The organism is Janthinobacterium glycogeni, assembly GCF_051380725.1.
GTDB lineage: Bacteria > Pseudomonadota > Gammaproteobacteria > Burkholderiales > Burkholderiaceae_D > Janthinobacterium.
Window position 1 is genome coordinate 286958 of record NZ_JBNYXP010000005.1, and the last position, 25719, is coordinate 312676.

At 62.6% G+C, this 25719-nt stretch carries 28 protein-coding genes; 21 read left to right on the plus strand and 7 right to left on the minus strand.

Annotation, left to right across the window (positions count from 1 at the left end; translation table 11 throughout):
- The first annotated feature begins 60 nt into the window (after positions 1 to 60).
- The 4 genes from ACQ4W4_RS14190 to ACQ4W4_RS14205 all read left to right on the plus strand — a co-directional run bounded on the left by ACQ4W4_RS14190 (position 61) and on the right by ACQ4W4_RS14205 (position 2645).
- Positions 61 to 354, plus strand: coding sequence for a DnaJ domain-containing protein (locus ACQ4W4_RS14190; protein ID WP_436542545.1), 294 nt, complete (start codon positions 61 to 63; stop codon positions 352 to 354).
- 96 nt (positions 355 to 450) lie between these two features.
- Positions 451 to 963, plus strand: coding sequence for a hypothetical protein (locus tag ACQ4W4_RS14195; RefSeq protein WP_436542546.1), 513 nt, complete (start codon positions 451 to 453; stop codon positions 961 to 963).
- On the plus strand, positions 953 to 1753 hold the full coding sequence (locus tag ACQ4W4_RS14200; RefSeq protein ID WP_436542547.1) for a hypothetical protein: 801 nt from the start codon (positions 953 to 955) through the stop codon (positions 1751 to 1753). Before ACQ4W4_RS14195 ends, ACQ4W4_RS14200 begins: the two co-directional genes overlap by 11 nt.
- Before the next feature lie 19 nt (positions 1754 to 1772).
- Entirely contained in the window at positions 1773 to 2645 is an 873-nt protein-coding gene (locus ACQ4W4_RS14205) for a hypothetical protein (protein ID WP_436542548.1), read from the plus strand.
- A gap of 181 nt (positions 2646 to 2826) precedes the next feature.
- Here the strand turns inward: ACQ4W4_RS14205 and ACQ4W4_RS14210 are convergent, their stop codons facing one another.
- A complete protein-coding gene (locus ACQ4W4_RS14210; protein ID WP_436542549.1) occupies positions 2827 to 3729 on the minus strand; it encodes a LysR family transcriptional regulator in 903 nt (300 codons plus the stop codon).
- 108 nt (positions 3730 to 3837) lie between these two features.
- Between ACQ4W4_RS14210 and ACQ4W4_RS14215 the strand changes: the two genes are divergently transcribed.
- Entirely contained in the window at positions 3838 to 5112 is a 1275-nt protein-coding gene (locus ACQ4W4_RS14215; RefSeq protein ID WP_436542550.1) for an MFS transporter, read from the plus strand.
- Between the two features lie 6 nt (positions 5113 to 5118).
- Here ACQ4W4_RS14215 and ACQ4W4_RS14220 read toward each other — a convergent pair whose 3' ends face one another.
- On the minus strand, positions 5119 to 5775 hold the full coding sequence (locus ACQ4W4_RS14220) for a hypothetical protein (RefSeq protein WP_436542551.1): 657 nt from the start codon (positions 5773 to 5775) through the stop codon (positions 5119 to 5121).
- 174 nt (positions 5776 to 5949) lie between these two features.
- On the opposite strand from ACQ4W4_RS14220, the gene ACQ4W4_RS14225 reads away from it, so the two are divergent.
- The gene (locus ACQ4W4_RS14225; protein WP_070221866.1) at positions 5950 to 6276 is read left to right on the plus strand and encodes a hypothetical protein; all 327 of its coding nucleotides are present in this window, start codon (positions 5950 to 5952) and stop codon (positions 6274 to 6276) included.
- 19 nt (positions 6277 to 6295) lie between these two features.
- Here the strand turns inward: ACQ4W4_RS14225 and ACQ4W4_RS14230 are convergent, their stop codons facing one another.
- Together ACQ4W4_RS14230 and ACQ4W4_RS14235 are read right to left on the minus strand one after the other, a co-directional pair.
- On the minus strand, positions 6296 to 7180 hold the full coding sequence (locus ACQ4W4_RS14230) for a LytR/AlgR family response regulator transcription factor (protein WP_436542552.1): 885 nt from the start codon (positions 7178 to 7180) through the stop codon (positions 6296 to 6298).
- Complete coding sequence (locus ACQ4W4_RS14235; protein WP_436542553.1) at positions 7177 to 8292, minus strand: sensor histidine kinase; 1116 nt, start codon at positions 8290 to 8292, stop codon at positions 7177 to 7179. The genes ACQ4W4_RS14230 and ACQ4W4_RS14235 overlap by 4 nt, the downstream gene beginning before the upstream one ends.
- Before the next feature lie 185 nt (positions 8293 to 8477).
- Between ACQ4W4_RS14235 and ugpQ the strand changes: the two genes are divergently transcribed.
- Positions 8478 to 9215, plus strand: a complete 738-nt coding sequence (gene ugpQ, locus ACQ4W4_RS14240) for a glycerophosphodiester phosphodiesterase (RefSeq protein WP_436542554.1) — start codon at positions 8478 to 8480, stop codon at positions 9213 to 9215.
- 89 nt (positions 9216 to 9304) lie between these two features.
- Here ugpQ and ACQ4W4_RS14245 read toward each other — a convergent pair whose 3' ends face one another.
- Positions 9305 to 11374, minus strand: coding sequence for a TonB-dependent receptor domain-containing protein (locus tag ACQ4W4_RS14245; RefSeq protein WP_436542555.1), 2070 nt, complete (start codon positions 11372 to 11374; stop codon positions 9305 to 9307).
- Positions 11375 to 11532: 158 nt separating this feature from the next.
- On the opposite strand from ACQ4W4_RS14245, the gene ACQ4W4_RS14250 reads away from it, so the two are divergent.
- From ACQ4W4_RS14250 to ACQ4W4_RS14275, 6 genes are all read left to right on the plus strand, one after another.
- Positions 11533 to 11991 carry a Fur family transcriptional regulator gene (locus ACQ4W4_RS14250; RefSeq protein ID WP_436542556.1) on the plus strand — a complete coding sequence of 153 codons (459 nt, stop codon included), beginning with the start codon at positions 11533 to 11535 and terminating at the stop codon, positions 11989 to 11991.
- A 119-nt stretch (positions 11992 to 12110) separates the two neighbouring features.
- Positions 12111 to 14723 (plus strand): alanine--tRNA ligase, encoded by a 2613-nt coding sequence (gene alaS, locus ACQ4W4_RS14255; protein ID WP_436542557.1) that lies wholly within the window; start codon positions 12111 to 12113, stop codon positions 14721 to 14723.
- Positions 14724 to 14960: 237 nt separating this feature from the next.
- On the plus strand, positions 14961 to 15188 hold the full coding sequence (locus ACQ4W4_RS14260; RefSeq protein ID WP_010395510.1) for a sulfurtransferase TusA family protein: 228 nt from the start codon (positions 14961 to 14963) through the stop codon (positions 15186 to 15188).
- Between the two features lie 243 nt (positions 15189 to 15431).
- Complete coding sequence (locus ACQ4W4_RS14265; RefSeq protein WP_034759884.1) at positions 15432 to 16181, plus strand: electron transfer flavoprotein subunit beta/FixA family protein; 750 nt, start codon at positions 15432 to 15434, stop codon at positions 16179 to 16181.
- A gap of 42 nt (positions 16182 to 16223) precedes the next feature.
- A complete protein-coding gene (locus ACQ4W4_RS14270; protein ID WP_436542558.1) occupies positions 16224 to 17156 on the plus strand; it encodes an electron transfer flavoprotein subunit alpha/FixB family protein in 933 nt (310 codons plus the stop codon).
- Positions 17157 to 17247: 91 nt separating this feature from the next.
- A complete protein-coding gene (locus ACQ4W4_RS14275; RefSeq protein WP_436542559.1) occupies positions 17248 to 19038 on the plus strand; it encodes an acyl-CoA dehydrogenase in 1791 nt (596 codons plus the stop codon).
- 161 nt (positions 19039 to 19199) lie between these two features.
- Here the strand turns inward: ACQ4W4_RS14275 and ACQ4W4_RS14280 are convergent, their stop codons facing one another.
- Positions 19200 to 19826, minus strand: a complete 627-nt coding sequence (locus ACQ4W4_RS14280; protein ID WP_436542560.1) for a glycine zipper 2TM domain-containing protein — start codon at positions 19824 to 19826, stop codon at positions 19200 to 19202.
- Positions 19827 to 19961: 135 nt separating this feature from the next.
- Complete coding sequence (locus tag ACQ4W4_RS14285) at positions 19962 to 20396, minus strand: NINE protein (protein WP_436542561.1); 435 nt, start codon at positions 20394 to 20396, stop codon at positions 19962 to 19964.
- 277 nt (positions 20397 to 20673) lie between these two features.
- On the opposite strand from ACQ4W4_RS14285, the gene rpsP reads away from it, so the two are divergent.
- From rpsP to ACQ4W4_RS14325, 8 genes are all read left to right on the plus strand, one after another.
- Entirely contained in the window at positions 20674 to 20925 is a 252-nt protein-coding gene (gene rpsP / locus ACQ4W4_RS14290) for a 30S ribosomal protein S16 (RefSeq protein ID WP_076567307.1), read from the plus strand.
- Between the two features lie 13 nt (positions 20926 to 20938).
- Positions 20939 to 21496, plus strand: coding sequence for a ribosome maturation factor RimM (rimM, locus tag ACQ4W4_RS14295; RefSeq protein WP_436542562.1), 558 nt, complete (start codon positions 20939 to 20941; stop codon positions 21494 to 21496).
- Positions 21497 to 21546: 50 nt separating this feature from the next.
- Positions 21547 to 22293, plus strand: coding sequence for a tRNA (guanosine(37)-N1)-methyltransferase TrmD (gene trmD / locus ACQ4W4_RS14300; RefSeq protein ID WP_436542563.1), 747 nt, complete (start codon positions 21547 to 21549; stop codon positions 22291 to 22293).
- Positions 22294 to 22424: 131 nt separating this feature from the next.
- Positions 22425 to 22808: a 50S ribosomal protein L19 gene (rplS, locus tag ACQ4W4_RS14305; protein ID WP_010395528.1), complete on the plus strand. Its 384-nt coding sequence runs from the start codon at positions 22425 to 22427 to the stop codon at positions 22806 to 22808.
- Between the two features lie 78 nt (positions 22809 to 22886).
- The gene (locus ACQ4W4_RS14310) at positions 22887 to 23546 is read left to right on the plus strand and encodes a CoA pyrophosphatase (protein ID WP_436542564.1); all 660 of its coding nucleotides are present in this window, start codon (positions 22887 to 22889) and stop codon (positions 23544 to 23546) included.
- Between the two features lie 97 nt (positions 23547 to 23643).
- Positions 23644 to 24603, plus strand: a complete 960-nt coding sequence (locus ACQ4W4_RS14315) for a CobD/CbiB family protein (RefSeq protein ID WP_436542565.1) — start codon at positions 23644 to 23646, stop codon at positions 24601 to 24603.
- A 224-nt stretch (positions 24604 to 24827) separates the two neighbouring features.
- On the plus strand, positions 24828 to 25163 hold the full coding sequence (locus ACQ4W4_RS14320) for a DUF3579 domain-containing protein (protein ID WP_070221850.1): 336 nt from the start codon (positions 24828 to 24830) through the stop codon (positions 25161 to 25163).
- Between the two features lie 80 nt (positions 25164 to 25243).
- Entirely contained in the window at positions 25244 to 25693 is a 450-nt protein-coding gene (locus tag ACQ4W4_RS14325; protein ID WP_070221849.1) for a CBS domain-containing protein, read from the plus strand.
- Positions 25694 to 25719 lie beyond the last annotated feature (26 nt).

Sequence of the window (25719 nt, forward strand, 5' to 3'; positions counted from 1 at the left end):
GCCGTTCTATAGGATAATTCGCCTTTAATTAGCAAACAAAACGTGACCCCGGAGCCATTTATGGAAAATTTGTATAACGTCCTCGGTGTCGCGCCCAATGCCAGCGACGATGAAATCAAGAAGGTTTACCGTTCGCTGGCCATGCGCTTCCACCCCGACCGCAACCAGGCCCCCGGCGCCGAGGCGCGCTTCAAGAGCGTCACCAAGGCGTATGAAATCCTGGTCGACCCGGCCAAGCGCGCCGAATACGACCAGAGCGTGAACCACCGCATCATCATCGATCCGGAAGCGGAAGCCTATGCCCTGTGGTGCGGCGTGTTCCGCCTGCATGGCACCACGCTTCCAGCAGATTGAGTCTGCCGGCAGCCGCCACCGGGTGGCCTGAATGATATTTAAAACAACAACAACGGCGCTTTTATCAGCGCCGCGCATCACATTGGAAAGCACAGCATGAGAAGAGTACACCCTGAATTCGCGTACCAGTCGCGCGAGCTGGAAGGCCAGATCGACGGCATCCTCGGCGACCCGCCGAACCGCAAGAACTATAAAAGCATGGTCGACGCCCTGGTGAGCGAGTACGCCAGCGGCGGCGGCATCGAAGACGTGAACATGCTGGCCTTCGCGCTGGTCGACCACATCACCTTCAGCGACCCGAAGGGTTTGCTGGCCGAGAGCGAAGACTACGAGTTCGGCGACCCGGCCCGCGTGTTCTCGATGGCCTCCTGCGCCGCGCCGGAAGCGGCGAAGATGTACGCCGCCATCGAAGAAAGCTTCCCCGACCTGGCGCGCCAGGCCATCATCACGGCCTTCTTGCACAAGAATCCGCGCCTGTGGGACGACGACGACCAGTCGCTCGACCAGCTGGCCGCCAATGACGACGGCGACGACGATCACGACGAAGACGAAGCCACCGACGATTTCGCCCAGATGTTTGACCAGGATGGAGATGACCATGGCCGATAACAAGGATCAACATGCCGAACAAAAAAGCAACCTGCCCGCGCTGACGAAGCAGGTCACGGAATTGGTGCTGTCCGGTTCGCTGGGCCACGCCGAGCAGGCGTTTGCCGACGCGGCCGACCAGTACGGCGACCTGGCCGTGGTGGAAGTGCTGAGCGCCATCCCGCCGCAAGTGACGGCCCTGCACCTGGCCGGTTTCGACGGCGGCAAGATGTCGCTGGCAACCTTGCTGGTGCCGCCGAAGGCGTGGGCCGACAGCCTGGCCTTCATCGCCGCCACCTGGAGCGACGACCAGATCGAGGACGATCCGGAACGCATCGCCGAAGCCTTGTTCGCGCACATCCACGGCGTGGTGTTTTCCACCGACGACGCTGAGCGCCGCCGCGAGCTGCTGCTCGAAGCGTCCGCCACCGACTGGGGCGCCACGGCGTTCGCCATCCTGTTCTCGATGGCGCCGAAGGAAATCCTCGAAGTGGCGGGCGAGATCGTCATCAAGGGACCGTACGTGACGGGCGTGACCTCGTCCGACAACGACATCGTGCCGCTGGCCATCGAACTGGCGCAAGCGAATGAAGACGGCTGGGACCGCTCACTGTTCGAACTGTTCCCCGACTTCCGCCACAGCGCCGACCTGGCCGATGCGGAATACTCGGACGATCCGGACGAAGAGCCGACCATGCTGCAGCGCAGTACCAAGGAATTGCTGTACCGCCTGCGCAAGCAAGTGCCGAGCACGCGCAGCGCGCCGCGTTCCAGCACGCGCCGCAGCCTGGGCACGGGCATTTTCTCGTAATGAAAGCAGGGAATTACTAATGCTGCCAGCAATTGTTGTAGAGAATCTTCCGCGCCTCGTGCGCGCCATCAAACTGTTGCCGGGCGACCCGCGCGAAGACGCGGCCCTGAACCTGGCCGATGAATTGACGGGCATCACGGCCATGGTGGCCGAGAAGTTCACGAATGAACGCACGGCCGACGGCATCCAGAAAGCGTTGTATTTGACGGTGGGTGGCGTGTCGCTGGGCCTGGAGCAGGCCGTCACGCATGAAGGCGACCAGGCCGCGCTCGATTTCCTCGTCGAGCACGGCGCCGAGCACGCGTTCCAGGTGGGTTTCCGCCTGATCAAGGAATTGTCGCAGCTGCCGGAAGACGCCCTGGTCGGCGAATACGACCAGGACCCCGTCTACCTTGCGCGCCGTTTGCGCGAGCTGTTCATCGATATTTGCCAGGCCGACCCGAACCAGAACTGGGCCGGTTATGAAAAGTATGCGCTGCAGCTGCAACAGCGCAAGGAAGTGCAAGCCGTCGTGCGCCTGGCCGGCTGGCTGCGACGCCACCATGACAACGGCCCCGTCAGCGACAGCGACTTGAATGCCGAAGGCGTCATCGCGCTGGCCATCATCTTCGCCATCGAAGGCGGCGGGCGCATCGTCGCGCGCACGGGACAGAAGGAGTTTGAGCGTTTCGTACGTTCCGTGCGCAAGAACAAGCCCGACTTCGAGGAAGGCTGGGCCGCCCTGGTGGCCAAGGTGCCCGTGCAGCACCACCCGGTGTTGCTCGACCGCATCGCGTCCTACCGCCGCAGCTGCACCGTGGTGCAGAAAATCCTCACGCGGGCCAGCATGAAGAGCCTGTTCGAGGACCTGGAAAACTACGCGGGTTCCGAGCTGGACGCGGATTATTCGTGATCGTTGATGTCGGATCACGGGGCAGCTTCGCCACCGCTAATCCGACCTACGCCGACGCGCGTCCTGTAGGTCGGCTTAGCTGCGGCACAGCCGCAGCGTAAGCCGACATTGCTGGCGTTGCATTGATGCATGCGATTGTCGGATTACGCCCTGCGGGCCTCGGCGGCCCCGCTAATCCGACCTACTGCTTTCCTTCCATGGCCGCTTCCTCGGCCAGCTTGACGAACGCCGCCACCAGCGGCGACGTCTCTTCTTCCCTTTGTGCAAGTAATAAACTGGTGGTCGCCTGCGGGTCGGCGATCGGGCGGTAGCACACGCCATCCATGCGGATGCGGTCGAACGAGGCGGGCAGCACGGAAATGCCGCAGCCGGCCGCCACCAGGCCGATGATGGTCGACGCTTCGCCCGCTTCCTGCGTGACCTGGGGCACGAAGCCGGCGGCCTTGCACAGTCGAAAAATCTGCGGATAAATCCCCGTGCCCGCATCCTTGGGGTACATGACAAAACCTTCGCCGGCCATGTCGGCGATGGCGATGCTGTCCTTGGCCGCCAGCGCGTGGGCGACGGGCAGCACGAGGAACAGCGGGTCCTGGCGCAATTGCGTGAGCCTGATATCCGATGGATACGTCGTTTCCGGCGGGCGCACGAAGCCCAGGTCCATCGTCCTGCCCGAAATCGCTTCAAGCTGATGCAGGGTCGCCATTTCATGCAGGGTCAAGGTGACGTGCGGAAATTGCTGGCGGTAGCGGTTGATGACGGTGGCGAAATACGGTGTAAATGGCGTGGAAAAGGTAAAGCCGATGCGCAATTCGCCCGCTTCGCCCCGCTGGGCCCGGCGCGCCGTGACGGCCGCCTGTTCCGACAGGGCCAGGATGCGCCGCGCATCGTCGAGAAAAAGACGGCCCGCTTCCGTCAGCCGCACGGAGCGCTTGTTGCGCTCGAACAACTGCGCACCGAGTTCCCCTTCCAGCGCCTGGATTTGCTGGCTCAGCGGCGGCTGGCCGATGTGCAGGCGCTCGGCCGCGCGCGTGAAGTGCAGTTCCTCGGCGACGGCGACAAAGTAACGCAGGTGGCGCAGTTCCATGGTGGTCCAGTAATCGTTTTAAAGTATGAGTTGGGCCTTGAATATATATTGGACGATATGAGTTGGCAATCCTAAGATGAAGACTCGCTTCCTTTCCGAAACACGGCCATGTCTGATTCATCGCTTGCCTTTGCCCCCGCTGCACCTTCCGCCATCCCGGTTTCCGCTCCCGCTCCCCGCACGGCCATCGCCAAGGGTTCCCTCGAATTCAAGCGCAGCAACCGCGCGCTGTTCTTTGGCGGCTTTTCCACCTTCAGCCTGCTGTATTGCATCCAGCCCCTGTTTCCCCTGTTGTCGCATGAGTTTCATCTGACGCCGGCGCAAAGCAGCTGGTCGCTGTCCGTGTCGAGCGGCTTGCTGGCCATCTCGCTGGTGCTGCTGAGCGCCGTCTCGGACCGGGTAGGGCGCAAGCCGCTGATGGTGGCGTCGATGTTTTCCGCCGCGATATTGACGATTTTGTCTGCCTTCGCGCAGGATTACGCGCAACTGCTGGCGATCCGCGCCGCGCTGGGGGTGGCCCTGGGCGGCATGCCGGCCGTGGCCATGGCTTACCTGGGCGAGGAAATCGAGGGGCCGTCCTTGGGCCTGTCGATGGGCTTGTACATTGCCGGCAGCGCGTTTGGCGGCATGTCGGGGCGCTTGATCGCCTCCATGCTCAGCGATTTCCTCTCGTGGCGCTGGGCCCTGGGCGTGCTGGGCGTGGCCGGCGTGCTGGCGGCGGCGGAATTCTGGCGCAGCCTGCCGGCATCGAAGAATTTCGTGCCCAGCACAAAGGGCTGGAATGCCTTGCCGCATGCCATCAAACAGCATTTTTCCGATCAGGGCTTGCCGTGGCTGTTTTGCCTGGCGTTCGTGCTGATGGGCTGTTTTGTCAGCCTGTATAACTACATCGGCTACCGCCTGCTGGCCGCGCCATTCGGCTTGCGCCAGAGCACGGTCGGCTTGCTGGCCTTTCTGTACCTGATCGGCATCTTCAGTTCCGTCTGGGCGGGCCGTCTGGTGGACCGCCTGGGACGCCGGGGCGTGCTGTGGATCATGCTGTCGGTGATGCTGTCCGGTATTTTGCTGACCCTGTTCGACTCGCTGCCGCTGATCGTCATCGGCATGGCGCTGGCCACCTTCGGCTTCTTTGCTTCGCATTCGATCGCCAGCAGCTGGGTCAGCCGCCGCGCCCGCGCGCCGCAGGCGCTGGCCTCGGCCTTCTACCTGCTGTTCTACTACCTGGGCTCGAGCCTGATCGGTTCCGCCTCGGGCATGATGTGGGGCTTCGACGGCTGGACGGGCGTGGTCGCCATGCTGGGCCTGTGCCTGGGCGGCGGCGTGCTGATCGCCTTGCGCCTGCGCCACTTGCAGCCGCTGGGCGCGCGCGAAGCCGTGGCTTGAGTCCGGCTATTTGGGGCAGTTGCCGATCATCGTTTCCCCCTGTTTGCCCGCGCGCGTGGTCACGCACAAGGTGCCCAGCGCGCTGGTGATTTTATAAGTGCGGCTGCCCTTGGCCTCGTTCGCGCCCACTTCCTCGATCTTTGACGCCTCGTACCATTTCGGCGGCACGGCGGCATACGCCTCGGCAAAGCCTTGCTGCATGCGCTTGAAGCCCGTGTCCTCGAGTTTTTGTTCTCCCCGCTGCGGGAATTCTTTGCGCAGCTCCCTGTCGATCTTGCCCACGTCGCGCTTGGCCTGTGCCAGGATGTCGGCCGCGCTCGGTGGCGCGACGAGCGTGATCGCTTGCGGCGTTGCTGGCGCTGGCGCGGGTATCAGCTCGACGGCGGGTGGCGGCAAGGGGCGGCGGATGGGTGCCGAAACTGGTACCGGCAGGCGGGGCGGGCGCGCGGCGGCTGGTTTTGCGCTGGGCAACGGAACGGGTACCGGCTTGGGCGCCGCCGGCGGAGTGTAGCGCAGCCAGATGATGGATGGACCTTGCGGCAGGTTCTCATCCGTGACGGCGCGGGGCCGCGACTGCAGGACAAGATACGCGAAGCCCGCGTGCAGCACGACGATCAGCAGCAGACCGGGCGCGCGGCGGGGCAGGGATGGCAACGAGGTCATGGAGGGCTAGGTGGTTCAGGTACGCCAATGTATCTGAGGAATTTGATAATTATCTAAAATGTCACAAGCGCTTACAAAAAAAGTGCCTCATGGAAATTTCAATCCCGTAGCGGGTGGCGGGGAACCCTGGGCCGGCCTGGCGATCCAATTGTGATTACCATGGGAGGACAGATCATGATGCAGGTAAAGGAAGTAGCACGGCGCTTCGGCGCCATCGAACACGCGATCGGCCAGGCGGCCCAGTTGTGCGGCAAGCAGCAGGGCATGCCGATGGACTTGAAGGATTGCATCAACCAGTTGGACCAGCAAAAGAGCGCCGTGCGGCAAGCCATCGACACGCAGGACGATGCGCGCATCCGGCAAGCCGTCGACCAGATGGAGTCCTTGGGCGACCGCGCCAAGCGGGCGTGCGGCACGGCGACCAGCGTGACGCCGGAAATGAAGAGCGCCGTGCTCAAGGTCCACGATGAATTATCGGACCTGAAGCACCAGCTCCACTAGAGCCTGGCTCTGGCGCGCCTTACATTTGCCGGAACAGATGAGCATATAAAGGGCTGACGCGCAGCTGCGCCGGATGCTGGCGCAGGGTCAGCGAGAGCTTGCCCGCCTCGTCGCGCACGGCCGTGGCGATGGCGCTGGCATTGACGATGGTGCCCCGGTGAATTTGCCAGAACTGTTGCGGGTCCAGCTGGGGCAAGAGTTCCTTCAGGCTCGTGCGTATCAGCGCTTCGCTGTCCTGGCACACGACGTTGATGTATTTGTCCAGCGCCTCGAAATACACGACATCGGCCAGCGCGATCATGCGCACGCTGTTGCCCACGGCGGCCCGTATCATGTGCAGGCGCGGCGCGGGCGGCAGCATGGCTTGCAGCTGGCTCAACAGGCGGGCCATGTTGTCATCGCTGGCGGACCCGGTCGACGGCGCCACTGGAACCACTGGCGGCGCTGTCGTGGCTGCCGCTGGTGCGGCTATTGCTGCAGCGGTGCCGCTGCTGCTGCTGCTGCTGCCGCCGTCGCGCAAGCGCTGCCGCAAGCGTTCCACCGTCTTGCCCAGGCGCGCCTCGTTGACGGGTTTTAAGACGTAATCGGCGGCCGCGTGCTCGAAGGCGGCCAGCGCATATTCGTCGTAGGCGGTAACGAACACGATGTGGGGGAACGGGATACCGTCCGGCCACTGTTCCGCCAGCTCCTCGGCCGCTTCCAGGCCTGTCTTGCCTGGCATCTTGATATCGAGAAAGAGTATCTCGGGCTGCAGCGCCAGGCCTTGCTGCAAGGCTTCCACGCCGTTGGCGCAGGTGGCAACGATGTCGAGTTCCGGCCATAGCCGGCGCAGGGCGTGCGCAAGGGCGGCGGCGAGTATGGGTTCGTCTTCGGCGATCAGGGCGCGCGGGGTGGAACTGGTCATGGCGTGGGACTCGTGGTGGTGGAGTGAATGGGAAATTGAAGACGGGCGACAACGCCTGCCGGCGTATTGGCGATCAGCGACAGGCTGGCGGCATCGCCATGCATGCCGTGCAGGCGTTCGCGAATATTCGCCACGCCCAGCTGCGTGCCCTTGGTCTGGCCCGGATGGTCGAGGCCCAGGCCGTCGTCGCTGACGGTCAGCACCAGCGCGCCGCCGTCCGTAGACGCCTGCACATGGATATGGCCGCCTTCGATCTTCGGTTCCAGGCCGTGCTGGATGGCGTTTTCCACCAGCGGCTGCAGCAGCATGGGGGGCACCTTGATATCGCGCAAGGCCTCGGGCAAGTCCAGCGTAAAGCGCAAGCGCGCACCCATGCGTATCGACATCAGGCCCAGGTAGGCTTGCATCAGGGAAAACTCCTGCGCGAGAGTGGTGGACCCGGCGCGTGAGGAACTCAAGGTGGCGCGCAGGTACTGGATCAACTGGTCGAGCAGCAACTGGGCGCGGTCCGTATCAAAGCTGATCAGGCCCTGCAGGTTGGCCAGGGTGTTGAACAGCATGTGCGGCTCGATCTGCGCCTGCAGCAGTTGCAGCTGCGCTTGCATGGCCTGGCGCGCCACCGATTCGGCGCGTGCCTTTTCCTCGGCAGCCACCATTTGCAGACGGGCAATCTTTTCGCGGCTGGAGAAAAACAGCACGGCGCCGCCCGTGGCCAGCAGGGTGAACACGAGCGTGCCCATCATTTGCGTGGGCAACAGGTTTTCGAAGCCGCCCACTTCCACGCCCGTCAGCCAGCCGAACAGGGCCAGGCCCAGCATTTGCGCCACGGGCACGGACAGCAGGATGATGAGCATGAAGGGCAGGAATCTGGGCCGCTGGTCCGCGCCCCATAAAGTCAGGCGCATGCCGTCGATCAGCAGGAAGGCGATCGTGCCGATGCACATCGAGGCGATCAGGTTGTGTCCGAAATGGCTGCCCGGATTGAGGATGAAGGTAATGACCAGCGCGCAGATCGCGTTCAGCGCCAGCGCATAGCGAGCGTCGAGCAGCAAGCGGTGGTAGGGAAAGCGGCGTCTGGCGGGGGCGCCGGCGGAAGGGGCGTCGGAGTTCATGGAAGTGTCTGCTGGTAGCGATGGGGCATTGTGTGTCAGCGCGGGCCAGGGCGCAACAGGGTTGCGACGAAACGGCCTGGGCGCGTCGCCATTCGCAGCGTCGCGCCGCCAAACGGGGCCACTTTACTTTTTACGATGGGCGCGCAATAGTATGGCAAGACAGTCTTTGCTATAAAGGAATCCCCATGTGGCCCTATCCACGCACCCTGGCGCACCGCGGCGGCGGCACCCTGGCGCCTGAAAACACCCTGGCCGCCCTGCGCTGCGGCCTGGCCTACGGCTACCGCGCCGTGGAATTCGACGTCATGCTGGCGTCCGACGGCGTGCCCGTCGTCGTGCATGACCCAGAGCTGGGCCGCACCGTGGCCGGCAGCGGGCATGTCAACGATTACACGGCCGCGCAGCTGGGAGCGATGGAGGCGGGCGCCTGGTTCGGCCCCGCATTCGCGGGCGAGGGCGTGCCCACGTTCGAGGCTGTGGTGGCGTATTGCAAGGCGCAGCGGATCTGGATGAATATCGAAATTAAGCCGGCGCCCGGCTTCGACGTGCCTACGGGCGAGACGGTGGCGCGGGCCACGCGCGATTATTTTGCAAAGGAGCTTGCTGCAGGAGAGTTATTGCCCTTGCTCTCGTCGTTCAGCATCGCCGCCCTGCAGGCGACACGCCAGGCGGCGCCGGAACTGGCGCGCGGCTGGCTGGTCGAACAGATACCGGATGGCTGGGCGCGCACGGCAAAGGAACTGGGTGTGGCGGCGCTCCATTGCGACCACCACCAGCTGACGCGCGCGCTGGCGCTGGCAGTCAAAGGGGAGGGATTGGGATTGTTCTGCTACACCGTCAACACCCCGGAACGGGCCAGCGAACTGCTGGCCTGGGGCGTGGACGGATTTTGTACGGACAGGATCGATCTGATCAAGGCGTAGGTCGGATTAGCGTAGCGTAATCCGACTTCGTGGTGCCGTGGCAACGTCGGCTTACGCGCCACGCGCTAAGCCGACCTACGCTTCCATCCTTAGAACGTCACGCGCATGCCGACCGTCAGGTTGCGCCCCGTCAACGGCGCCGCGTTCTTGATGAACGAGGTGTGGCTGTACGCCAGTTCATTCGTCAGGTTGTTCGCCTTGATGTAGAACTGGGCCGGCGTCGTGCCGATGCGCGTGTCGTAGTTGGCGGACAGGTTGAGCATGTTGTAGCCCGGGGTTGCCGTTTCGAACGCGGCGACCTTGTCTTGCTTGCCCACGCGGTAGAACTCGGCCACGCCGCTCCATGCCTGCCAGTTGGCGTCGAATTTCACGCCAAAACGCTGGGCCGGGATGCGCGGCAGGTTGTTATTGTTACCTGCGCCGCCGTCGGCCAGCTTGGCCCGCACATAGTCGCCGAACACGCTGGCGCCGAACATGGGGTTCAGTTGCTGGCGGATCTGCCCTTCGACACCCGTAAACGTGGCGTCGCGCTGAGCGTACTGGATCAGCTGGAAGCCTTCGTGGCTGTCCAGCGTGGAGCCGAAGATGTAATTATCGACCTTGTTGCGGTAGGCGCTGGCCGAGAAGGTCGTGGCGCCCGCATATTTGCGCAGGGTCAAATCGATATTGTTCGACGTTTCCTTGCCCAGGTTTTGATTGCCCAGTTCATACGTGGCCGTGGCCATGTGCACGCCGTGCGCATACAGTTCCTCGGCGCTGGGCAGACGGTGCGTGCGCGAGATGGTCGAGCCGAGCGAGTACTGGGGCGCGAATTTCCACACGGCGCCCAAGGAGATCGATGTGCCCTTGGCGCTGCGGTCCTGCAAGGTGGCGCTGTCGACGGTGATGTCTTGCCACTCGTGGCGCAAGCCCGCTTCGAAACGCCATTGGTCCAGCTTGTATTCCTCGACCAGGAAGGCCGCATGTTTCTTGGTGACGGTGGGCGCCACGTAGGCTTCCTCGCCCAGGGCGGAGAAATCGCGCTTCGACGTTTGCAGGCCGACGACGCCGCGCCAGCCGAAGACGGGATGGTGTTCCATTTCCAGGCGCGCGTCGTGGCCCTTGTTCTTGAAGGTGGTGGCGATTTCCGTGCCTTCGATTTCATCGTGCTTGTAATCGGTGAATGCGGCGCGCAGGCGCAGCTTGGCGAAGCCGGGCACCGGATCGCGCAATTCGCCGCGCACGTCCCAGCGCTCGCTTTTGAGTTTCACGTAGGGAACGGCGCCATCTTCGTGGTCATGGTCGTGTTCCTCCTCATCGCCATGGCCGTGGCCCTCGTGGCCGCCGCAATGCAAATGCGTGCCGTGCGGGTGGCAGCTTTCGAATTCATGGTTGTGGCCAGGCAAACCGTATTCCGCGTGCTGGCTGGTGAAGGCCAGGCCCAGGAAGCCGCGCTGTCCCACCCACGACAGGCCCACGCTGGCCGTGTCCGTCTTGTTGTAGCTGCCGGCCACCCTGGAGCCGCCTTCCCAGCCGCTGCCGACCTTGTATTCCTTCGCGTCGCGCTTGACGCCTTCCGCATGGAAGGCGATGTTGCCGGAGCCGCCAGTGACTTCAAAGGCGCCCGCCTTGTCGCGCGCCGCCGAGTTGGCGCGCACTTCCGCGCTGCCTTCGAAGCCTTTCGCCGGCACGCGCGTGGGGATTTTCTTGTCGATCACATTGACGACGCCGCCGACGGCACCGCCGCCGTAGGCCAGCGCGGACGGGCCGCGCAAGACTTCAATCTGTTCTGACAGCATCGGTTCGGCCGCGACGGCATGGTCGGGGCTGATGGTCGAGGCATCCTGCACCTCGGCGCCATCGGACAGCACCTTCACGCGCGGGCCATCCATGCCGCGGATGATGGGGCGGCTGGCGCCGGCGCCGAAATGGCTGGACGTGATGCCGGGCTGGCCGGCCAGGGTTTCGCCCAGGGTCGCTTCGCGGGCGCGCACCAGTTCCTCGCCTTCCAGTACGGTCACGGGCGTGCTCATGTCGTCGCTGCCCAGGGCCAGGGCGCTGGCCGAGACGGTGACGGCAGGCAAAGTGGCTACCTGCTGCGCCAGGGCGTTGGCGGGGGCGGCAAAGGCCAGCATGATGGCCAGCGCGAGGGGAGTGGGTTGGTGAGGACGGACGGACATGGGCAAGAATTCCTTTATCGGCGATCGGTTTGACGTGTCAGGGCAGGCCATTGCCGGATGGGGTGGCTGCCAGAAGATGATAATGATAACCCATTATCATTACTGTGTGACAGTTTTTCCGGGCGGTACATATAGGCGGATGGTGTATTCTGTCGGCTATGGAACGCACAACACGTCAAAAAACCGCTATTCAAGCCGCCATCGAGTCGGCCCAGCGCCCCCTGTCGGCGCAGGAAATCCTTGAACAGGCCAGCTTGCAAGTGACGCAGCTGGGCATCGCCACCGTTTACCGCAACCTGAAGTCGCTGGTGCTGGAAGAAAAGGTGCACGTGGTGACCTTGCCGGGCGAAAACCCGCGCTACGAGTCGAACACGGCCGCCAATCACCACCACCACCATTTCCAGTGCACCACGTGCCAGCGCGTGTTCGATGTGCATGACTGTCCGGGCGACTTGAAGCGCATGGCGCCGCAAGGCTTTGTCGTCGAGCGCCACGAACTGACCCTGTACGGCCGCTGCGCCGACTGCAATGCGGCCGCCGGCGCCAGCGCGGCTACCGCTGCGACCAAGGCCACGCCCGCACCGCACGCCTGCGCCAGCCATCACGACCCGGCCTGAGCTGGCCGGCTGTCGATGTTGGCACGGGCGCAACAATGGCCGTGCCAGCCGTCAATGCCGTACCCCATATCACGTATAATCTTCCCTTTAAAGCTGCCGCCACTCTTTGCCAAAAAAACATGAAATCAACTGAAATCCGCGACAAGTTCCTCAAATTTTTCGAGTCCAAGGGCCATTCCATCGTCCGTTCCAGCTCCCTGGTGCCAGGCAACGATCCGACCTTGCTGTTGACGAACAGCGGCATGGTGCAATTCAAGGACGTGTTTACGGGCACGGACAGCCGTCCGTACACGCGCGCCACCTCGGTGCAGCGCTGCGTGCGCGCCGGCGGCAAGCATAACGATCTGGAAAACGTCGGCTACACGGCGCGCCACCATACGTTCTTTGAAATGCTGGGCAACTTCAGCTTCGGCGACTATTTCAAGCGCGACGCGATTCAATACGCGTGGGAACTGCTGACCAAGGTGTATGGCTTGCCAGCCGACAAGCTGACCGTCACCGTGTATATCGAGGATGACGAAGCGTACGACATCTGGGCCAAGGAAATCGGCGTGCCAACCGAGCGCATCATCCGTATCGGCGACAACAAGGGCGCGCGCTACGCGTCCGACAATTTCTGGCAGATGGCGGACACGGGCCCATGCGGTCCGTGCACGGAAATCTTCTACGACCACGGCGCCGACATTCCTGGCGGCCCGCCGGGCTCGCCTGACGAAGACGGCGACCGTTTCATTGAAATCTGGAACCTCGTGTTCATGCAGTTCAACCGCGACGAAGCGGGCGTCATGCACAAGCTGCCGAAGCCGTGCGTCGACACGGGCATGGGCATGGAGCGCCTGGCCGCCGTGCTGCAGCACGTGCATTCGAACTATGAAATCGACCTGTTCCAGCATTTGATCAAGGCTGCCGCGCGCGAAACGGGCGCCACGGACCTGGAAAACAAGTCGCTGCGCGTGATCGCCGACCACATCCGCGCCGCCGCCTTCATGATCGTCGACGGCATCATCCCGGGCAGCGAAGGCCGCGCGTATGTCTTGCGCCGCATCATCCGCCGCGCCTTGCGCCATGGCCACAAGCTGGGCCAGACGAAACCGTTCTTCTACAAGCTGGTGGCGGATCTCGCCATCGAGATGGGCGGCGCCTATCCGGAGCTGGAAGAAGCGAAAGACAACGTCGCCAGCATGCTGAAAGCCGAGGAAGAGCGTTTCGGCGAAACCCTGGAAACGGGCATGAAAGTGCTGGAAGCGCAGCTGGCCAAGGATGCCACGGGCATCGACGGCGCCACCGCCTTTACCCTGTACGAAACGTATGGCTTCCCGCCGGACCTGACGGCCGACATCTGCCGCGAACGCAACATCCGTTTCGACCAGGCTGGCTACGACGCGGCCCTGAAGGAAAGCCAGGAACTGTCGCGCAAGGGCGGCAAGACGCACAAGGACAGCAAGGTCGAGTACACGGGCGAGAAAAACACCTTCGTCGGCTACGATCAATTGACGTTCAGCAGCAAGGTCGTCGCGCTGTACGCGGCCGGCACGCCCGTGCAGGAACTCAAGGCCGGTGAAGCGGGCATCGTCGTGCTCGATACGACGCCGTTCTACGCGGAATCGGGCGGCCAGGTGGGCGACCAGGGCGTGATCGCCTCGGGCGCGGGCAGCTTTGCCGTCAGCGATACCTTGAAAATCCAGGCCGACGTGTTCGGCCACCACGGCGTGCTCGAGTCCGGCGTATTGAAAGTGGGCGACGCCGTCTCGGCCGAAGTCGACACGGCCAAGCGCGCGCGCACCATCCGCAACCACTCGGCCACGCACCTGATGCACAAGGCCTTGCGCGAAGTGCTGGGCGGCCATGTGGCGCAAAAGGGTTCGCTGGTCGATCCCGATAAAACCCGTTTCGACTTCAGCCACAATGCGCCGATGACGGCGGAGCAGATCGCCGCCGTGGAGACGATCGTCAACAAGGAGATCCTGGAAAACCGCGCCACGCAGGCGCACCTGATGTCGTTTGACGACGCCGTCAAGCATGGCGCGATGGCCCTGTTCGGCGAGAAATACGGCGACGAAGTGCGCGTGCTCGACATCGGCAGCTCGAAAGAGCTGTGCGGCGGCGTCCACGTGCAGCGCACGGGCGATATCGGCCTGTTCAAGATCATCGGCGAAAGCGGCGTAGCCGCCGGCATCCGCCGCGTGGAAGCCGTGACGGGCGAGGGCGCGCTGGCGCTGGTGCAAACCATCAACCGCCGCCTGGTCGAAGCGGCCAACGCGCTGAAGGCGCAGCCGGAAGAATTGACGGCCCGCATCGTCCAGGTGCAGGACCACGTGAAGGCGCTGGAGAAGGAACTGGCCGCGCTGAAATCGAAACTGGCTTCGGGCCAGGGCGATGAGCTGGTCACGCAAGCCGTCGATGTCAATGGCATCAAGGTGCTCGCGGCCGTGCTGGACGGCGCCGACGTGGCCCGCCTGCGCGAAACCATGGACAAGCTGAAGGACAAGCTGAAGACGGCCGCCATCGTGCTGGCCAGCGTGGCGGACGGCAAGGTCAGCCTGATCGCCGGCGTGACGGCGGACGCGACTTCCAAGGTCAAAGCGGGCGAGCTGGTGAACTTCGTTGCACAGCAAGTGGGCGGAAAAGGCGGCGGACGCCCCGATATGGCGCAGGCTGGCGGCACCGATGCTAGCGGCCTGGCGAATGCCCTGGCCGGCGTGCCGGCCTGGGTCGGCGAACGCGCAAAATAAGGCGTAAGCTAGAAGGCATGCGGGGTTTTCGCCCCACAGCCCCTTGAAAACGGCCCGCAGACGGTGTTTGCGGGCCGTTTTGCCGTGTGGCATCTCGTTGTGACACCACAACAGCCGATGAACTATTTTGGTGCAGCGCGTCAATGCCCCTGATTTAGAGTAGTATGTCGAAAATCAGTACAACAAAACAATGGTGGGATATTGATGATGAGCGACACACTACTTGATACCGAGATTATGGAATTTCACAAAGAACTCGACGCGCGGGGCTTGAATTGCCCGTTGCCGATTCTGAAGGCGAAAAAGGCTTTGTCAGAGCTGCAGAGCGGGGAAGTGCTGCGCATCATGGCAACCGATCCCGGTTCCGTGCGCGACTTTCAGGCTTTCGCCAAGCAAACGGGCAATGCCCTGCTGTCGCACGTGCAGACGGGCACCGAATTCGTCTTCCTGATGCAACGCAAATAATTCTGCCAGCCGGGGCCGCCGTGGCGCGGCCTGGTTTTCCTTCCCGAACCAGCCCTTTTGCTGCCCTGCAGCGTAGCGGCGGACTCTCCTGAAATCCCCAAAGCTGGACAGTTTAGATGGATTGCTCTAACAAAAAATCGCACGATCGTGCTTAAATTCGGTTCAGGATTCAAATTTCTCTTATAATCGAACGCACAATCAGCACTTGATCCGTCATTTTTATAATTTCCCAAAGGCATAGCTATGAAAGTCTTGGTACCCGTCAAACGCGTGGTCGACTATAACGTCAAAGTCCGCGTCAAGAGTGACGGCACTGGCGTCGATACCGCCAACGTCAAAATGTCGATGAACCCTTTCGATGAGATCGCGCTGGAAGAAGCGATGCGCCTGAAAGAAGCCGGCAAGGTCACCGAAGTGGTCGCCATCTCCTGCGGCGTGACGCAGTGCCAGGAAACCCTGCGCACGGCCATGGCCATCGGCGCCGACCGCGGCATCCTGGTGGAAACGACGACCGAACTGGAACCGCTGGCCGTGGCCAAGCTGGTGAAGTCCCTGGCCGAGAAAGAGCAGCCGCAACTGATCATCCTGGGCAAGCAGGCGATCGATGACGACAGCAACCAGACCGGCCAGATGCTCGCTGCCCTGCTGGGTTGGCCGCAAGCCACGTTCGCTTCGAAAGTCGTGCTGGAAGACGGCAAAGTCACTGTCACGCGCGAAGTCGACGGCGGCCTGGAAACCCTGGCATTGACCTTGCCAGCGATCATCACCACCGATTTGCGTTTGAACGAGCCGCGCTATGTGACCTTGCCGAACATCATGAAGGCGAAGAAAAAGCCGCTCGAGACCGTCAAGCCGGAAGACCTGGGCGTCGACGTTGCGCCACGCCTGAAGACCCTCAAAGTTGTCGAGCCAGCCAAGCGCTCGGCTGGCATCAAGGTGCCGGACGTCGCCACCCTGGTCGCCAAGCTGCGTACCGAAGCCAAAGTCATCTAAGCGCGGCCTCGCCGTTTATCCAGAACAATTACAGGACACATCATGGTCGCATTAGTTATTGCTGAACACGACAACGCTACCTTAAAGGGCAGCACCCACCACACCGTGACCGCGGCCGCCCAGTGCGGCGGCGACGTGCACGTACTGGTCGCAGGTTCGAACGCATCGGCTGCCGCCGCTGCCGCCGCGCAAATCGCCGGCGTGACGAAAGTCATCGTGGCCGACGCGCCATATTTTGCCGACGGCCTGGCCGAAAACGTGGCCGAGCAAGTACTGGCCATCGCCGGCAGCTACAGCCACATCCTGGCGCCAGCGACCGCCTACGGCAAGAACATCCTGCCGCGCGTGGCCGCCAAGCTGGACGTGGCGCAAATCTCGGAAATCACCAAGGTCGATTCGCCCGACACCTTCGAGCGCCCGATCTATGCCGGTAACGCGATTGCCACCGTGCAATCTGGCGACAAGATCAAGGTCATCACCGTGCGCACCACCGGTTTCGACGCCGCTGCCGCCACCGGCGGTTCGGCTGCCACGGAAACCGTCGCCGCCGTTGCCGACGCGGGCAAGTCGGCCTTCGTGGGCCGCGAACTGGCCAAGTCCGACCGTCCTGAACTGACCGCCGCGAAAATCATCGTGTCGGGCGGCCGTGGCATGGGTTCGGCCGAGAACTTCCATATCCTGGAACCGCTGGCCGACAAGCTGGGCGCCGCCATGGGTGCCTCGCGCGCCGCCGTCGACGCCGGCTTCGTGCCGAACGACTGGCAAGTGGGCCAGACGGGCAAGATCGTCGCGCCATCGCTGTACATCGCCGTCGGTATCTCGGGCGCGATCCAGCATCTGGCCGGCATGAAAGACTCGAAGACCATCGTCGCCATCAACAAGGATCCGGAAGCGCCGATCTTTGCCGTGGCCGACTACGGCATCGTGGGCGATCTGTTCGAGATCGTGCCGCAACTGGTCAAAGAACTGGGCTAAGTCGCACCCATTCCGGTTTTGTTATTGACAAAGCCACGCCGGCCCGCCCTACACGGCGAGCCGCGCGTGGCTTTTTTCTTGGAGAGAGAAGATGAGCTATCAAGCCCCGCTGAAAGACATGTTGTTCGTGATGAAGGAACTGGCCGGCCTGGCCGAAATCCATACCTTGCCTGGCTGCGAAGACGCCACGCCCGATACGGCCGAAGCCGTGCTGGAAGAGAACGCCAAATTCTGCGGCGGCGTGGTGGCCCCCTTGAACGGCCCCAGCGACAAGGAACCGAGCTTCTGGCACGACGGGCAAGTGACCACCTCGAAGGGCTTCAAGGACGCCTTCAAGGCGTATGGCGAAGCGGGCTGGCAGGGCGTGCAGCATCCGACGCAGTTTGGCGGCCAGGGCTTGCCCAAGCTGCTGGCTACGCCCTGCATCGAAATGCTCAACTCCGCCAGCATCTCGTTCGCCCTGGTCGCCCTGCTGTCGGACGGCGCCATCGAAGCGCTGTTGACGGCCGGCAGCGACGAACAGAAGGCCACGTACCTGGAAAACCTGGTGTCGGGCAAGTGGACGGGCACCATGAATCTGACGGAGCCGCAAGCGGGGTCCGACCTGGCCGCCGTGCGCACGCGCGCCGTGCCGCAGGGCGACGGCACCTATAAAGTGTTCGGCACGAAGATTTTCATCACGTACGGCGAACACGACATGGCGGAAAACATCGTCCACCTGGTGCTGGCCCGCACGCCGGACGCACCGGCCGGCGTGAAGGGAATTTCGCTGTTCATCGTGCCGAAATTCCTCGTCAACGCGGACGGCAGCCTGGGCGCGCGCAACGACGCGCACTGCGTGTCCATCGAACACAAGCTGGGTATCAAGGCCAGCCCCACGGCGGTATTGCAGTTCGGCGACCACGGCGGCGCCATCGGCACCCTGGTGGGCGAGGAAAACCGCGGCCTCGAATACATGTTCATCATGATGAACGCGGCCCGCTTCGGCGTGGGCCTGCAAGGCATCGGCCTGGCCGAGCGCGCCTACCAGCAGGCCGTGGCGTTCGCCAAGGACCGCGTGCAGTCGCGCGACCTGGCCGGTTCGCCAGGCCCCGTCTCCATCATTCACCACCCGGACGTGCGCCGCATGCTGATGTCCATGCGCTCGCAGACAGAGGCGGCGCGCGCGCTGTCCTACGTGGGCGCGGCCATCAGCGACGTGGCGCACCACCATCCGGACGCCGACGTGCGGGCGGAAAGCCTGGCGACGTATGAATACCTGGTGCCCGTGATCAAGGGCTGGGCCACGGAAATGTCGCAGGACGTCACGCGCGACGGCGTGCAAGTGCATGGCGGCATGGGTTTCATCGAAGAAACGGGTGCCGCCCAGCATTACCGCGACGCCAAGATCCTCACCATTTACGAAGGCACGACGGCCATCCAGGCGAACGACCTCGTGGGTCGCAAGACGGTGCGCGACGGCGGCGCCGTGGCGAAAGCCATCATCGCCCAGGTGCGCGCCACGGAAGTCCAGTTGGGCGAGCTGTCCGGCGCCGACTTCCAGGCCATGCAGCGCCACCTGGCCGAAGGCAGCGCCGCGCTGGAAGCCGTGGTCGAATACGTGGTGGCGAACATGAAGACGGACATCAAGGCCGTGTTTGCAGGCAGCGTGCCGTATCTGAAACTGGCCGGCATCGTGCTGGGCGGCTGGCAAATGGCGCGCGCGGCCGTGGTGGCGCAGCAAAGGCTGGGCGAGGGCAGTGGCGACGCCTCGTTCTACAAGGCGAAGATCGCCACGGCGCGCTTCTTTGCCGACCACATCCTGTCGCAGGCGCCGGGCTTGCGCGCCACCATCATCGACGGCAGCGCCGGCGTGATGGCCTTGTCGGAAGAGCAGTTTTAAGTTGAAACTTGGCCAGCGGAAGCTGGCTGAATGCAAAAAAGCGCTGGAGATCACTCTCCAGCGCTTTTTTTAACCCCAAAGACAAATGCCGGGGTCAGTCTCTTCGAGATCGGTATCAGTTCCATTGGAACTGACACCCCCGACGGGTCTGACCCCATATCTTACCTGCGGGCGATACCATTGCCCGAGTTGCGCACCAGATCGCCGGCGGCCAGGCCAGGATCCTGGTCAAACGCGAAATCGGCCTTGGCGCCCGTTTCGTATTGCACGGTGACGGTCCAGGTCTTGGCGTTCTTCATGTGGCCTTCCACTTGCTTGCCTGCGTACGCGCCGCCAGCCGCGCCGGCCAGGGTGGCCAGGTCCTTGCCGCGTCCGCCGCCGACCTGGCGGCCCAGCAGGGCGCCGGCCACGCCGCCGCCGATCATGCCCAGCGCGCCGCCTTCACCGGCTTTTTCAGTGACGTTGACTGCCAGCACCTTGCCGCACTCGGCGCAGATCTGATGCTGCGGCTGCTTGGAAGGCTGGCTGGCGTAGGAGTTGCCCGCTTTTTGCGCGGCCTTGGCGTTGATGATGGCCTGGTCGTATTCACCCTTGGCGTCGCGCAGGCATTGCATGCGGGCTTTCGAGCTGCTTTCTTCTGCGCACAATTTCTTGTCGTCCGCGTAGCGCGTGCTGGCTTGCTTCGTGTCGTACGCGTATTGCGCCTTCGGCGACAGGTTTTGCGCGAAGGCGGAGGTGCTGAACAGGGCCGTGACGGCGACTGCGAGGATGAGTGGGCGACGAATCATGATCTTCTCCTAGGGGTGTGGAATGTGCCAGTAATGTCGGCATTGTGAATGCAGTATAGAGGAAAATCATGATTGCTTACCAACACTTACATGTGCGTGCGGGGCGCGGGAAATGATGTAATTTTCATACGGAAATTAACCGTAGGCGCCGCCCGTGTACAGCAAGTCGAACAGGCGCGCCATGGTGGCGATCAGCACGCCTGCGCCTAGCATCAAGGTAGCGACCAGCACCACGGCCAGGGGCCAGCCCGTGTCCGATTGCCGGCTTGTTGCGGCGTTGTAGCGGGCGTCCCACTTGTCGTCCGGCATCAAGCCCAGCACCAGCGCTTCCAGGAAGCCGCCCAGGGCGGACAGGGTCAGCGGCAGTATCTGGTAAAACCAGTCCGCTTCGGGAAACAGCTGGCGCAGCAGCAGGGAGGCGGGCAGGGCGGCCAGGTGCAGCCAGCCCCAGCGGTCCTTGGCGCCGTGCAGGTAGAAGCGGTGCGCGCCGAGCATGCCCAGCAAAAAGGCCAGCAAGGTGGTGAAGGCCTTGTTCTTGTGCGACTGTTGCAAAATGGTGGCGGTGGTCATGGGACTCCAGAGTTGCTCATCAGTAAAGATTGCCAGTATCGGCCATTGCCTCGCACAACGATAGCACTTTCCTGTGGCGTTTATACAATGATTTCGCGTGAGTTCAAGCCATGGCCGGCACGATAGACGCAGACGCCTATTGCGTCTTCGGCCCTGACTGGTCATAATGTTTGATTAGCCCAAATTACACGCCCGTCATCATAACGCTTGCTGCCTGGCGGTAAAGCGCGCTATAATTTGCGGCTTTTTCCGCCTCAGCACACTTTTTGGAAATATTATGGTCGTTATTCGTTTAGCTCGTGGAGGCGCCAAGAAGCGCCCGTTCTTCAACATCGTCGCTACTGATTCGCGCAATCGCCGCGATGGTCGCTTCATTGAGCGTATCGGTTTTTACAACCCGATGGCGCAAGGTGGCGAAGTTCCACTGCGTATCACCGCAGACCGTCTGGCCTACTGGCAAGGCGTTGGCGCACAATTGTCGCCAACCGTTGCTCGCCTGGTTGCCAGCAACGGCAAAGCAGCAGCTTAATTAGATCACTGGTTTGACGGTCAAGACTGCATCCGGGGTGAAAGTCCCCGATGACCTGGTACAGGTAGGCTATGTCTCCGGTGCCTATGGCATTGCTGGCGGAGTCAGGATCACTCCTTTCTCCGACGACGCGGATGCATTATTAAGCGTCAAAACCTGGTGGTTTGATAAACCGACCTTGCATGATGTTCAAGTCAGGCAAGCGAAGTTACACGGCGGCGACGTCGTGGCCCAGCTGGTGGGTGTGGTCGGGCGGGATGCCGCAGAAGCGCTGAAAGGCGTGTCTGTGCAAATTCCGCGTAGCCATTTCCCGACGCTGTCGGCCGATGAATTTTATTGGTCCGATCTGATCGGACTGACAGTCGAGAATTTGCAAGGCGAGTGCCTCGGCACAGTGCACGACATGATGAGCAATGGTCCGCAGTCGATCTTGCGCGTTACGCCCGTCGCCAATGCCGATGAGACCGTTGAAAAGGCGCCTGAGCGCCTGATCCCGTTTGTTGGCCAGTTTGTCATTAACGTTGACAAGGCTGCCAGCAAGATCACGGTTGACTGGGGCCTCGATTATTAAACCGCCTGCGCGTAACTTTGCGCCAGGCAATATTTTCAGGATGGCGAGCGATGCAATTTGATGTCGTGACCCTGTTCCCGGAAATGTTTGCCGCGCTGACGCAGTCGGGTGTGACCCGGCGCGCCTTCGAGCAGGGGAAATGTGGCTTGTCCTTGTGGAATCCCCGTGATTTCACGACCGACAATCACCGCACCGTGGATGACCGCCCGTATGGCGGCGGCCCCGGCATGGTGATGATGGCGCGTCCCCTCGAAGCGACAATTCATGCCGCAAAGCAACGCCAGACCGAACTGGGACTGGCGGCGCCCCGTGTGGTGTTCATGTCGCCGCAAGGCCGTCCGCTGACGCACGAGCGCGTCACGCAGCTGAAAGCCGAACCTGGTTTGGTGATCCTGTGCGGCCGCTATGAAGCCGTGGACCAGCGTTTGTTGGACCGTTGCGTCGACGAGGAAGTCAGCGTCGGCGACTTCGTCCTGTCGGGCGGTGAATTGCCCGCCATGGCGCTGATGGATGCGGTGATCCGTTTGTTGCCGGGTGTCCTGAACACCGAGGCATCGGCCATCGAGGACAGCTTCGTCAATGGCTTGCTCGATTCGCCGCACTACACGCGGCCGGAAACATATGAAGGCATGGCCGTACCGCCCGTCTTGATGGGTGGCAATCATGCCGAGATCGTCAAGTGGCGCCGCCAGCGCATGCTGGAAGCGACCGCGACAAAGCGGCCTGACCTGCTGGTCAGTGCGCGCGCCGCCGGCTTGCTCAGCAAGGCCGACGAAAAATTCTTGGCCAGCCTGTAAGCCGTCTCCGGACGGCCGGCAGGGTGGCCAGTAGTGCCGGGCATGTTGCCCATATTGTGTTACCCATCCTCTACCGGGCGGATACTTGCTATCCACAGTGCGCCGGCATGATGGTTTTCGGAGTTATAAAAATGGACTTGATTCAACAATTAGAGCAGGAAGAAATTGCTCGTCTGGGTAAAACCATTCCTGAATTCGCACCAGGCGATACCGTTATCGTCAGCGTCAACGTAGTCGAAGGCACGCGCAAGCGCGCCCAGGCTTACGAAGGCGTCGTTATCTCCCGTCGTAACCGTGGCCTGAACTCGAACTTCATCGTTCGCAAGATCTCGTCCGGCGAAGGCGTCGAGCGTACGTTCCAACTGTACTCGCCGCTGATCGCTTCGATCGAAGTGAAACGCCGTGGTGATGTTCGCCGCGCCAAGCTGTACTATCTGCGTGAGCGTTCGGGTAAATCGGCGCGTATCAAAGAAAAATTGCCAAATCGCCGCGTTGTGGCGAAAGCAAGCGCGTAATATCAGCGTCTGCGTTGGGAAAAGGGGTGCCTCTCGGCGCCCCTTTTTTATTCTGAATTGCTATTGAGGCAAGCTGCCATGGCCACCATTGCATTTGATCCCAAACAACTCGCCATCGATTCGATCGCCGGCGAGGCGGCGCTGGACGCCGTGCGCCTGGCGCCGGACTGGCTGCGCCGGCGCCTGGCCGAGCAGCCGGACTGGCAGCCCGAGATCACCCAGGATTTCCTCTCCGCCCGCGCCGTGCCCGTGCGCGCTGCCGTGCTTATTCCCCTGGTGCAACGGCCGCAGGGCTTGACCATCTTGCTGACCATGCGCACGGACCACCTGAGCAGCCATGCGGGCCAGGTCAGCTTTCCCGGCGGGCGCAGCGAAGCCTTCGATGCGTCGCCCATTGCCACGGCCTTGCGCGAAACGGAAGAAGAAGTGGGCCTGGCGCGCGAGCACATCGAAGTGCTCGGCTGCCTGCCCGACTACCTGACGGGCACCGGCTATCAGGTCACGCCCGTGGTGGGGCTGGTGACACCGCCGTTCGAGCTGCGCGCGGACCCGTCGGAAGTGGCGGAAATCTTCGAAGTGCCGCTGGCCTTCCTGATGGATGGCATTAACCATCAGCGCCTGTCGGTGGAATTGCCCGGCGGACGGCGCTCGTTCTACGCCATGCCGTACGAGCGCTTCTACATCTGGGGCGCCACTGCCGGCATGCTGCGCAATCTGTTTCACCTCTTGCGCGCGTAAAATGGCGTCCCGCACGTAATAAGTTTGATTCCAGCACTGCACTGCGCTATCGTAGCGGGCATTGCGGTATTGCTGAAAAAGACAAAAAGGACGTTTGATGACATTTCTCTCCATACTTTGCGCATTGCTGATCGAGCAGCTCAAACCTTTGCGCGCGGACAATCCGATCTACGCCGAAATCAAGAGCCTGGCAATGCGCATGGAGACCTGGTTCAATGCCGGCCACGCCAGCCATGGCCGCATGGGCTGGTTCCTGATGATCGGCGCGCTGATGGTGCCGACGGCGGGCGTGTACTGGATCTTGCTCCACTACCAGCTGACCCTGCTGGCCTTTGCCTGGAACGTCCTCATCGTCTACCTGACCCTGGGCTTCCGTCATTACAGCCATTACTTCACCTCGATCCAGCTGGCCCTGAGCGCCGGCGACGAAGCGACCGCGCGCACCTTGCTGGCCGATTGGACCAAGCTCGACACGGTGGGCATGGAAGCGAGCGAGATCGCCCGCATCGCCGTGGAAAAAGCCCTGATCACCACGCACCGCAATGTGTTTGGCGTGTTCTTCTGGTTCCTCATGCCGCTGGGCCCTGCCTGCGCCGTGATGTACCGCGTGACCGAATACCTGGCGCGCGCCTGGAACGAGCCCGAGCACATGCGCAATGAAGCGTTCGGCCAGTTCGCCGCGCGCGCCTTTTACTGGATCGACTGGATCCCCGTGCGCCTGACGGCCGTGGCGTTTGCCGTGGTCGGCAATTTCGAGGACGCCATTTACGCCTGGCGCAATTTCGCCCAGCGCTGGCAGGACGAGTCCATCGGCATCATCCTGACGGCCGGCGGCGGCGCCATGGGCGTACGCCTGGGCACGCCGGCGGAAACGGCCGCGCGCGTGCTCGTCACGCCGGACATGGCCGTCGATGACAGCGACAGCGAGAGCGATATCTTGCCAGGCGAAGAGCCGGGCGCGCGCGCCTTGCAGAGCACGGTGGGCCTCGTCTGGCGCGCTTTGCTGCTGTGGATGCTGTTGCTGCTGTTGATGTCGGGCGCCGTTTTCCTCGGCTGACGCAGGCGCACACGCGCCATCCATGCGCCTGGCGCGTGGAACAAGGTTAAAATAGGGGCTGGCGCGCAAGCGTGCCGGCCCCTGTTTGCATCGTCAGGGCAGATCGAGGTAGAACCCAAGTCTTCTATAAGATATAATACTGGCTTACCGCAGCAAACGTAGTTGAATTACCAGCCCGGCCTACCCGCCGGGGCCATTCACGCAATCCAGTCCCGACAAGCCACATGGCCGAGTTATCTCAAAAAACAGGGGAACTCTCAGACGAGTTCTTCATCCTTGGTCTCACCAGCAATGGCAAGCAATTCCGACCCAGCGATTGGGCCGAGCGCCTTTGCGGAGTGATGTCCTGTTTCAATCCCGACGGCGGCGGGCGCAATGCGCACCTCCAGTATTCGCCCTACGTGCGCCCGACCGTCGTCAACGGCGTCAAGTCGGTGGTGGTCAACACCAAGCTGCGCGAGATCGAACCGATGGCGTTTCACTTTGTGCGCGAATTCGCCAAGGATAACGACCTGCAGATCGTCGAAGCCTGCTTCCTGCCGCCTCCCGAAGAAAAGTAAGACCGTTTCATTGATTTGCCTCAAACCCGCCACGGCGGGCTGGCGTAGCGTGGACACTCTGCCTCAAACGGAGTGGCGACATGCGTATCGGCGACATCTGCACCCTGCATACCATCCATTGCCAGCGTGACACCAGCGTGCAGGACGCGGCGCTGCTGATGCGCCAGCACCACGTGGGCGACCTGATCGTCGCCGAACAGCCGAACGGCGAGCGCGTCCCCATCGGCATCCTCACCGACCGCGACATCGTTATTTCCGTCATCGCCCTCGGTCTCGACCCCGCCAGCCTGCTGGTGGGCGACATCATGAGCGCGCAGCTGCTCACGGCCAGCGAAGACGAAGACGTCTACGACATCATCGAACGCATGCGCGTCAACGGCATCCGCCGCCTGCCTGTGGTCAACAGCCTGGGCGCGCTCTCGGGCGTCGTCAGCATCGACGACCTGCTGGCCTTCCTCGCCCAGGAGATGGCCGAACTGGCCCGCATCAGCAGCGGCCAGCTGGTGCATGAAAAGCGCACCAGAAAGTAAGCGCGTATTGCGCAATTCCAGTCAAA

Excerpts from the sequence above, each read along its gene's own strand:
- ACQ4W4_RS14215 (WP_436542550.1), top strand. The coding sequence starts at position 3,838 with ATGTCTGATTCATCGCTTGCCTTTGCCCCCGCTGCACCTTCCGCCATC.
- ACQ4W4_RS14220 (WP_436542551.1), bottom strand. The coding sequence starts at position 5,775 with ATGACCTCGTTGCCATCCCTGCCCCGCCGCGCGCCCGGTCTGCTGCTG.
- ACQ4W4_RS14265 (WP_034759884.1), top strand. The coding sequence starts at position 15,432 with ATGAAAGTCTTGGTACCCGTCAAACGCGTGGTCGACTATAACGTCAAA.
- alaS (WP_436542557.1), top strand. The coding sequence starts at position 12,111 with ATGAAATCAACTGAAATCCGCGACAAGTTCCTCAAATTTTTCGAGTCC.
- ACQ4W4_RS14310 (WP_436542564.1), top strand. The coding sequence starts at position 22,887 with ATGGCCACCATTGCATTTGATCCCAAACAACTCGCCATCGATTCGATC.
- ACQ4W4_RS14250 (WP_436542556.1), top strand. The coding sequence starts at position 11,533 with ATGGAACGCACAACACGTCAAAAAACCGCTATTCAAGCCGCCATCGAG.
- ACQ4W4_RS14280 (WP_436542560.1), bottom strand. The coding sequence starts at position 19,826 with ATGATTCGTCGCCCACTCATCCTCGCAGTCGCCGTCACGGCCCTGTTC.
- rplS (WP_010395528.1), top strand. The coding sequence starts at position 22,425 with ATGGACTTGATTCAACAATTAGAGCAGGAAGAAATTGCTCGTCTGGGT.
- ACQ4W4_RS14235 (WP_436542553.1), bottom strand. The coding sequence starts at position 8,292 with ATGAACTCCGACGCCCCTTCCGCCGGCGCCCCCGCCAGACGCCGCTTT.
- ACQ4W4_RS14205 (WP_436542548.1), top strand. The coding sequence starts at position 1,773 with ATGCTGCCAGCAATTGTTGTAGAGAATCTTCCGCGCCTCGTGCGCGCC.
- ACQ4W4_RS14315 (WP_436542565.1), top strand. The coding sequence starts at position 23,644 with ATGACATTTCTCTCCATACTTTGCGCATTGCTGATCGAGCAGCTCAAA.
- ACQ4W4_RS14225 (WP_070221866.1), top strand. The coding sequence starts at position 5,950 with ATGATGCAGGTAAAGGAAGTAGCACGGCGCTTCGGCGCCATCGAACAC.
- ACQ4W4_RS14230 (WP_436542552.1), bottom strand. The coding sequence starts at position 7,180 with ATGACCAGTTCCACCCCGCGCGCCCTGATCGCCGAAGACGAACCCATA.
- ACQ4W4_RS14320 (WP_070221850.1), top strand. The coding sequence starts at position 24,828 with ATGGCCGAGTTATCTCAAAAAACAGGGGAACTCTCAGACGAGTTCTTC.
- ACQ4W4_RS14275 (WP_436542559.1), top strand. The coding sequence starts at position 17,248 with ATGAGCTATCAAGCCCCGCTGAAAGACATGTTGTTCGTGATGAAGGAA.
- ACQ4W4_RS14285 (WP_436542561.1), bottom strand. The coding sequence starts at position 20,396 with ATGACCACCGCCACCATTTTGCAACAGTCGCACAAGAACAAGGCCTTC.
- ACQ4W4_RS14260 (WP_010395510.1), top strand. The coding sequence starts at position 14,961 with ATGGAATTTCACAAAGAACTCGACGCGCGGGGCTTGAATTGCCCGTTG.
- ACQ4W4_RS14195 (WP_436542546.1), top strand. The coding sequence starts at position 451 with ATGAGAAGAGTACACCCTGAATTCGCGTACCAGTCGCGCGAGCTGGAA.
- ACQ4W4_RS14200 (WP_436542547.1), top strand. The coding sequence starts at position 953 with ATGGCCGATAACAAGGATCAACATGCCGAACAAAAAAGCAACCTGCCC.
- rpsP (WP_076567307.1), top strand. The coding sequence starts at position 20,674 with ATGGTCGTTATTCGTTTAGCTCGTGGAGGCGCCAAGAAGCGCCCGTTC.
- ugpQ (WP_436542554.1), top strand. The coding sequence starts at position 8,478 with ATGTGGCCCTATCCACGCACCCTGGCGCACCGCGGCGGCGGCACCCTG.
- ACQ4W4_RS14190 (WP_436542545.1), top strand. The coding sequence starts at position 61 with ATGGAAAATTTGTATAACGTCCTCGGTGTCGCGCCCAATGCCAGCGAC.
- ACQ4W4_RS14325 (WP_070221849.1), top strand. The coding sequence starts at position 25,244 with ATGCGTATCGGCGACATCTGCACCCTGCATACCATCCATTGCCAGCGT.
- ACQ4W4_RS14210 (WP_436542549.1), bottom strand. The coding sequence starts at position 3,729 with ATGGAACTGCGCCACCTGCGTTACTTTGTCGCCGTCGCCGAGGAACTG.
- trmD (WP_436542563.1), top strand. The coding sequence starts at position 21,547 with ATGCAATTTGATGTCGTGACCCTGTTCCCGGAAATGTTTGCCGCGCTG.
- ACQ4W4_RS14245 (WP_436542555.1), bottom strand. The coding sequence starts at position 11,374 with ATGTCCGTCCGTCCTCACCAACCCACTCCCCTCGCGCTGGCCATCATG.
- ACQ4W4_RS14270 (WP_436542558.1), top strand. The coding sequence starts at position 16,224 with ATGGTCGCATTAGTTATTGCTGAACACGACAACGCTACCTTAAAGGGC.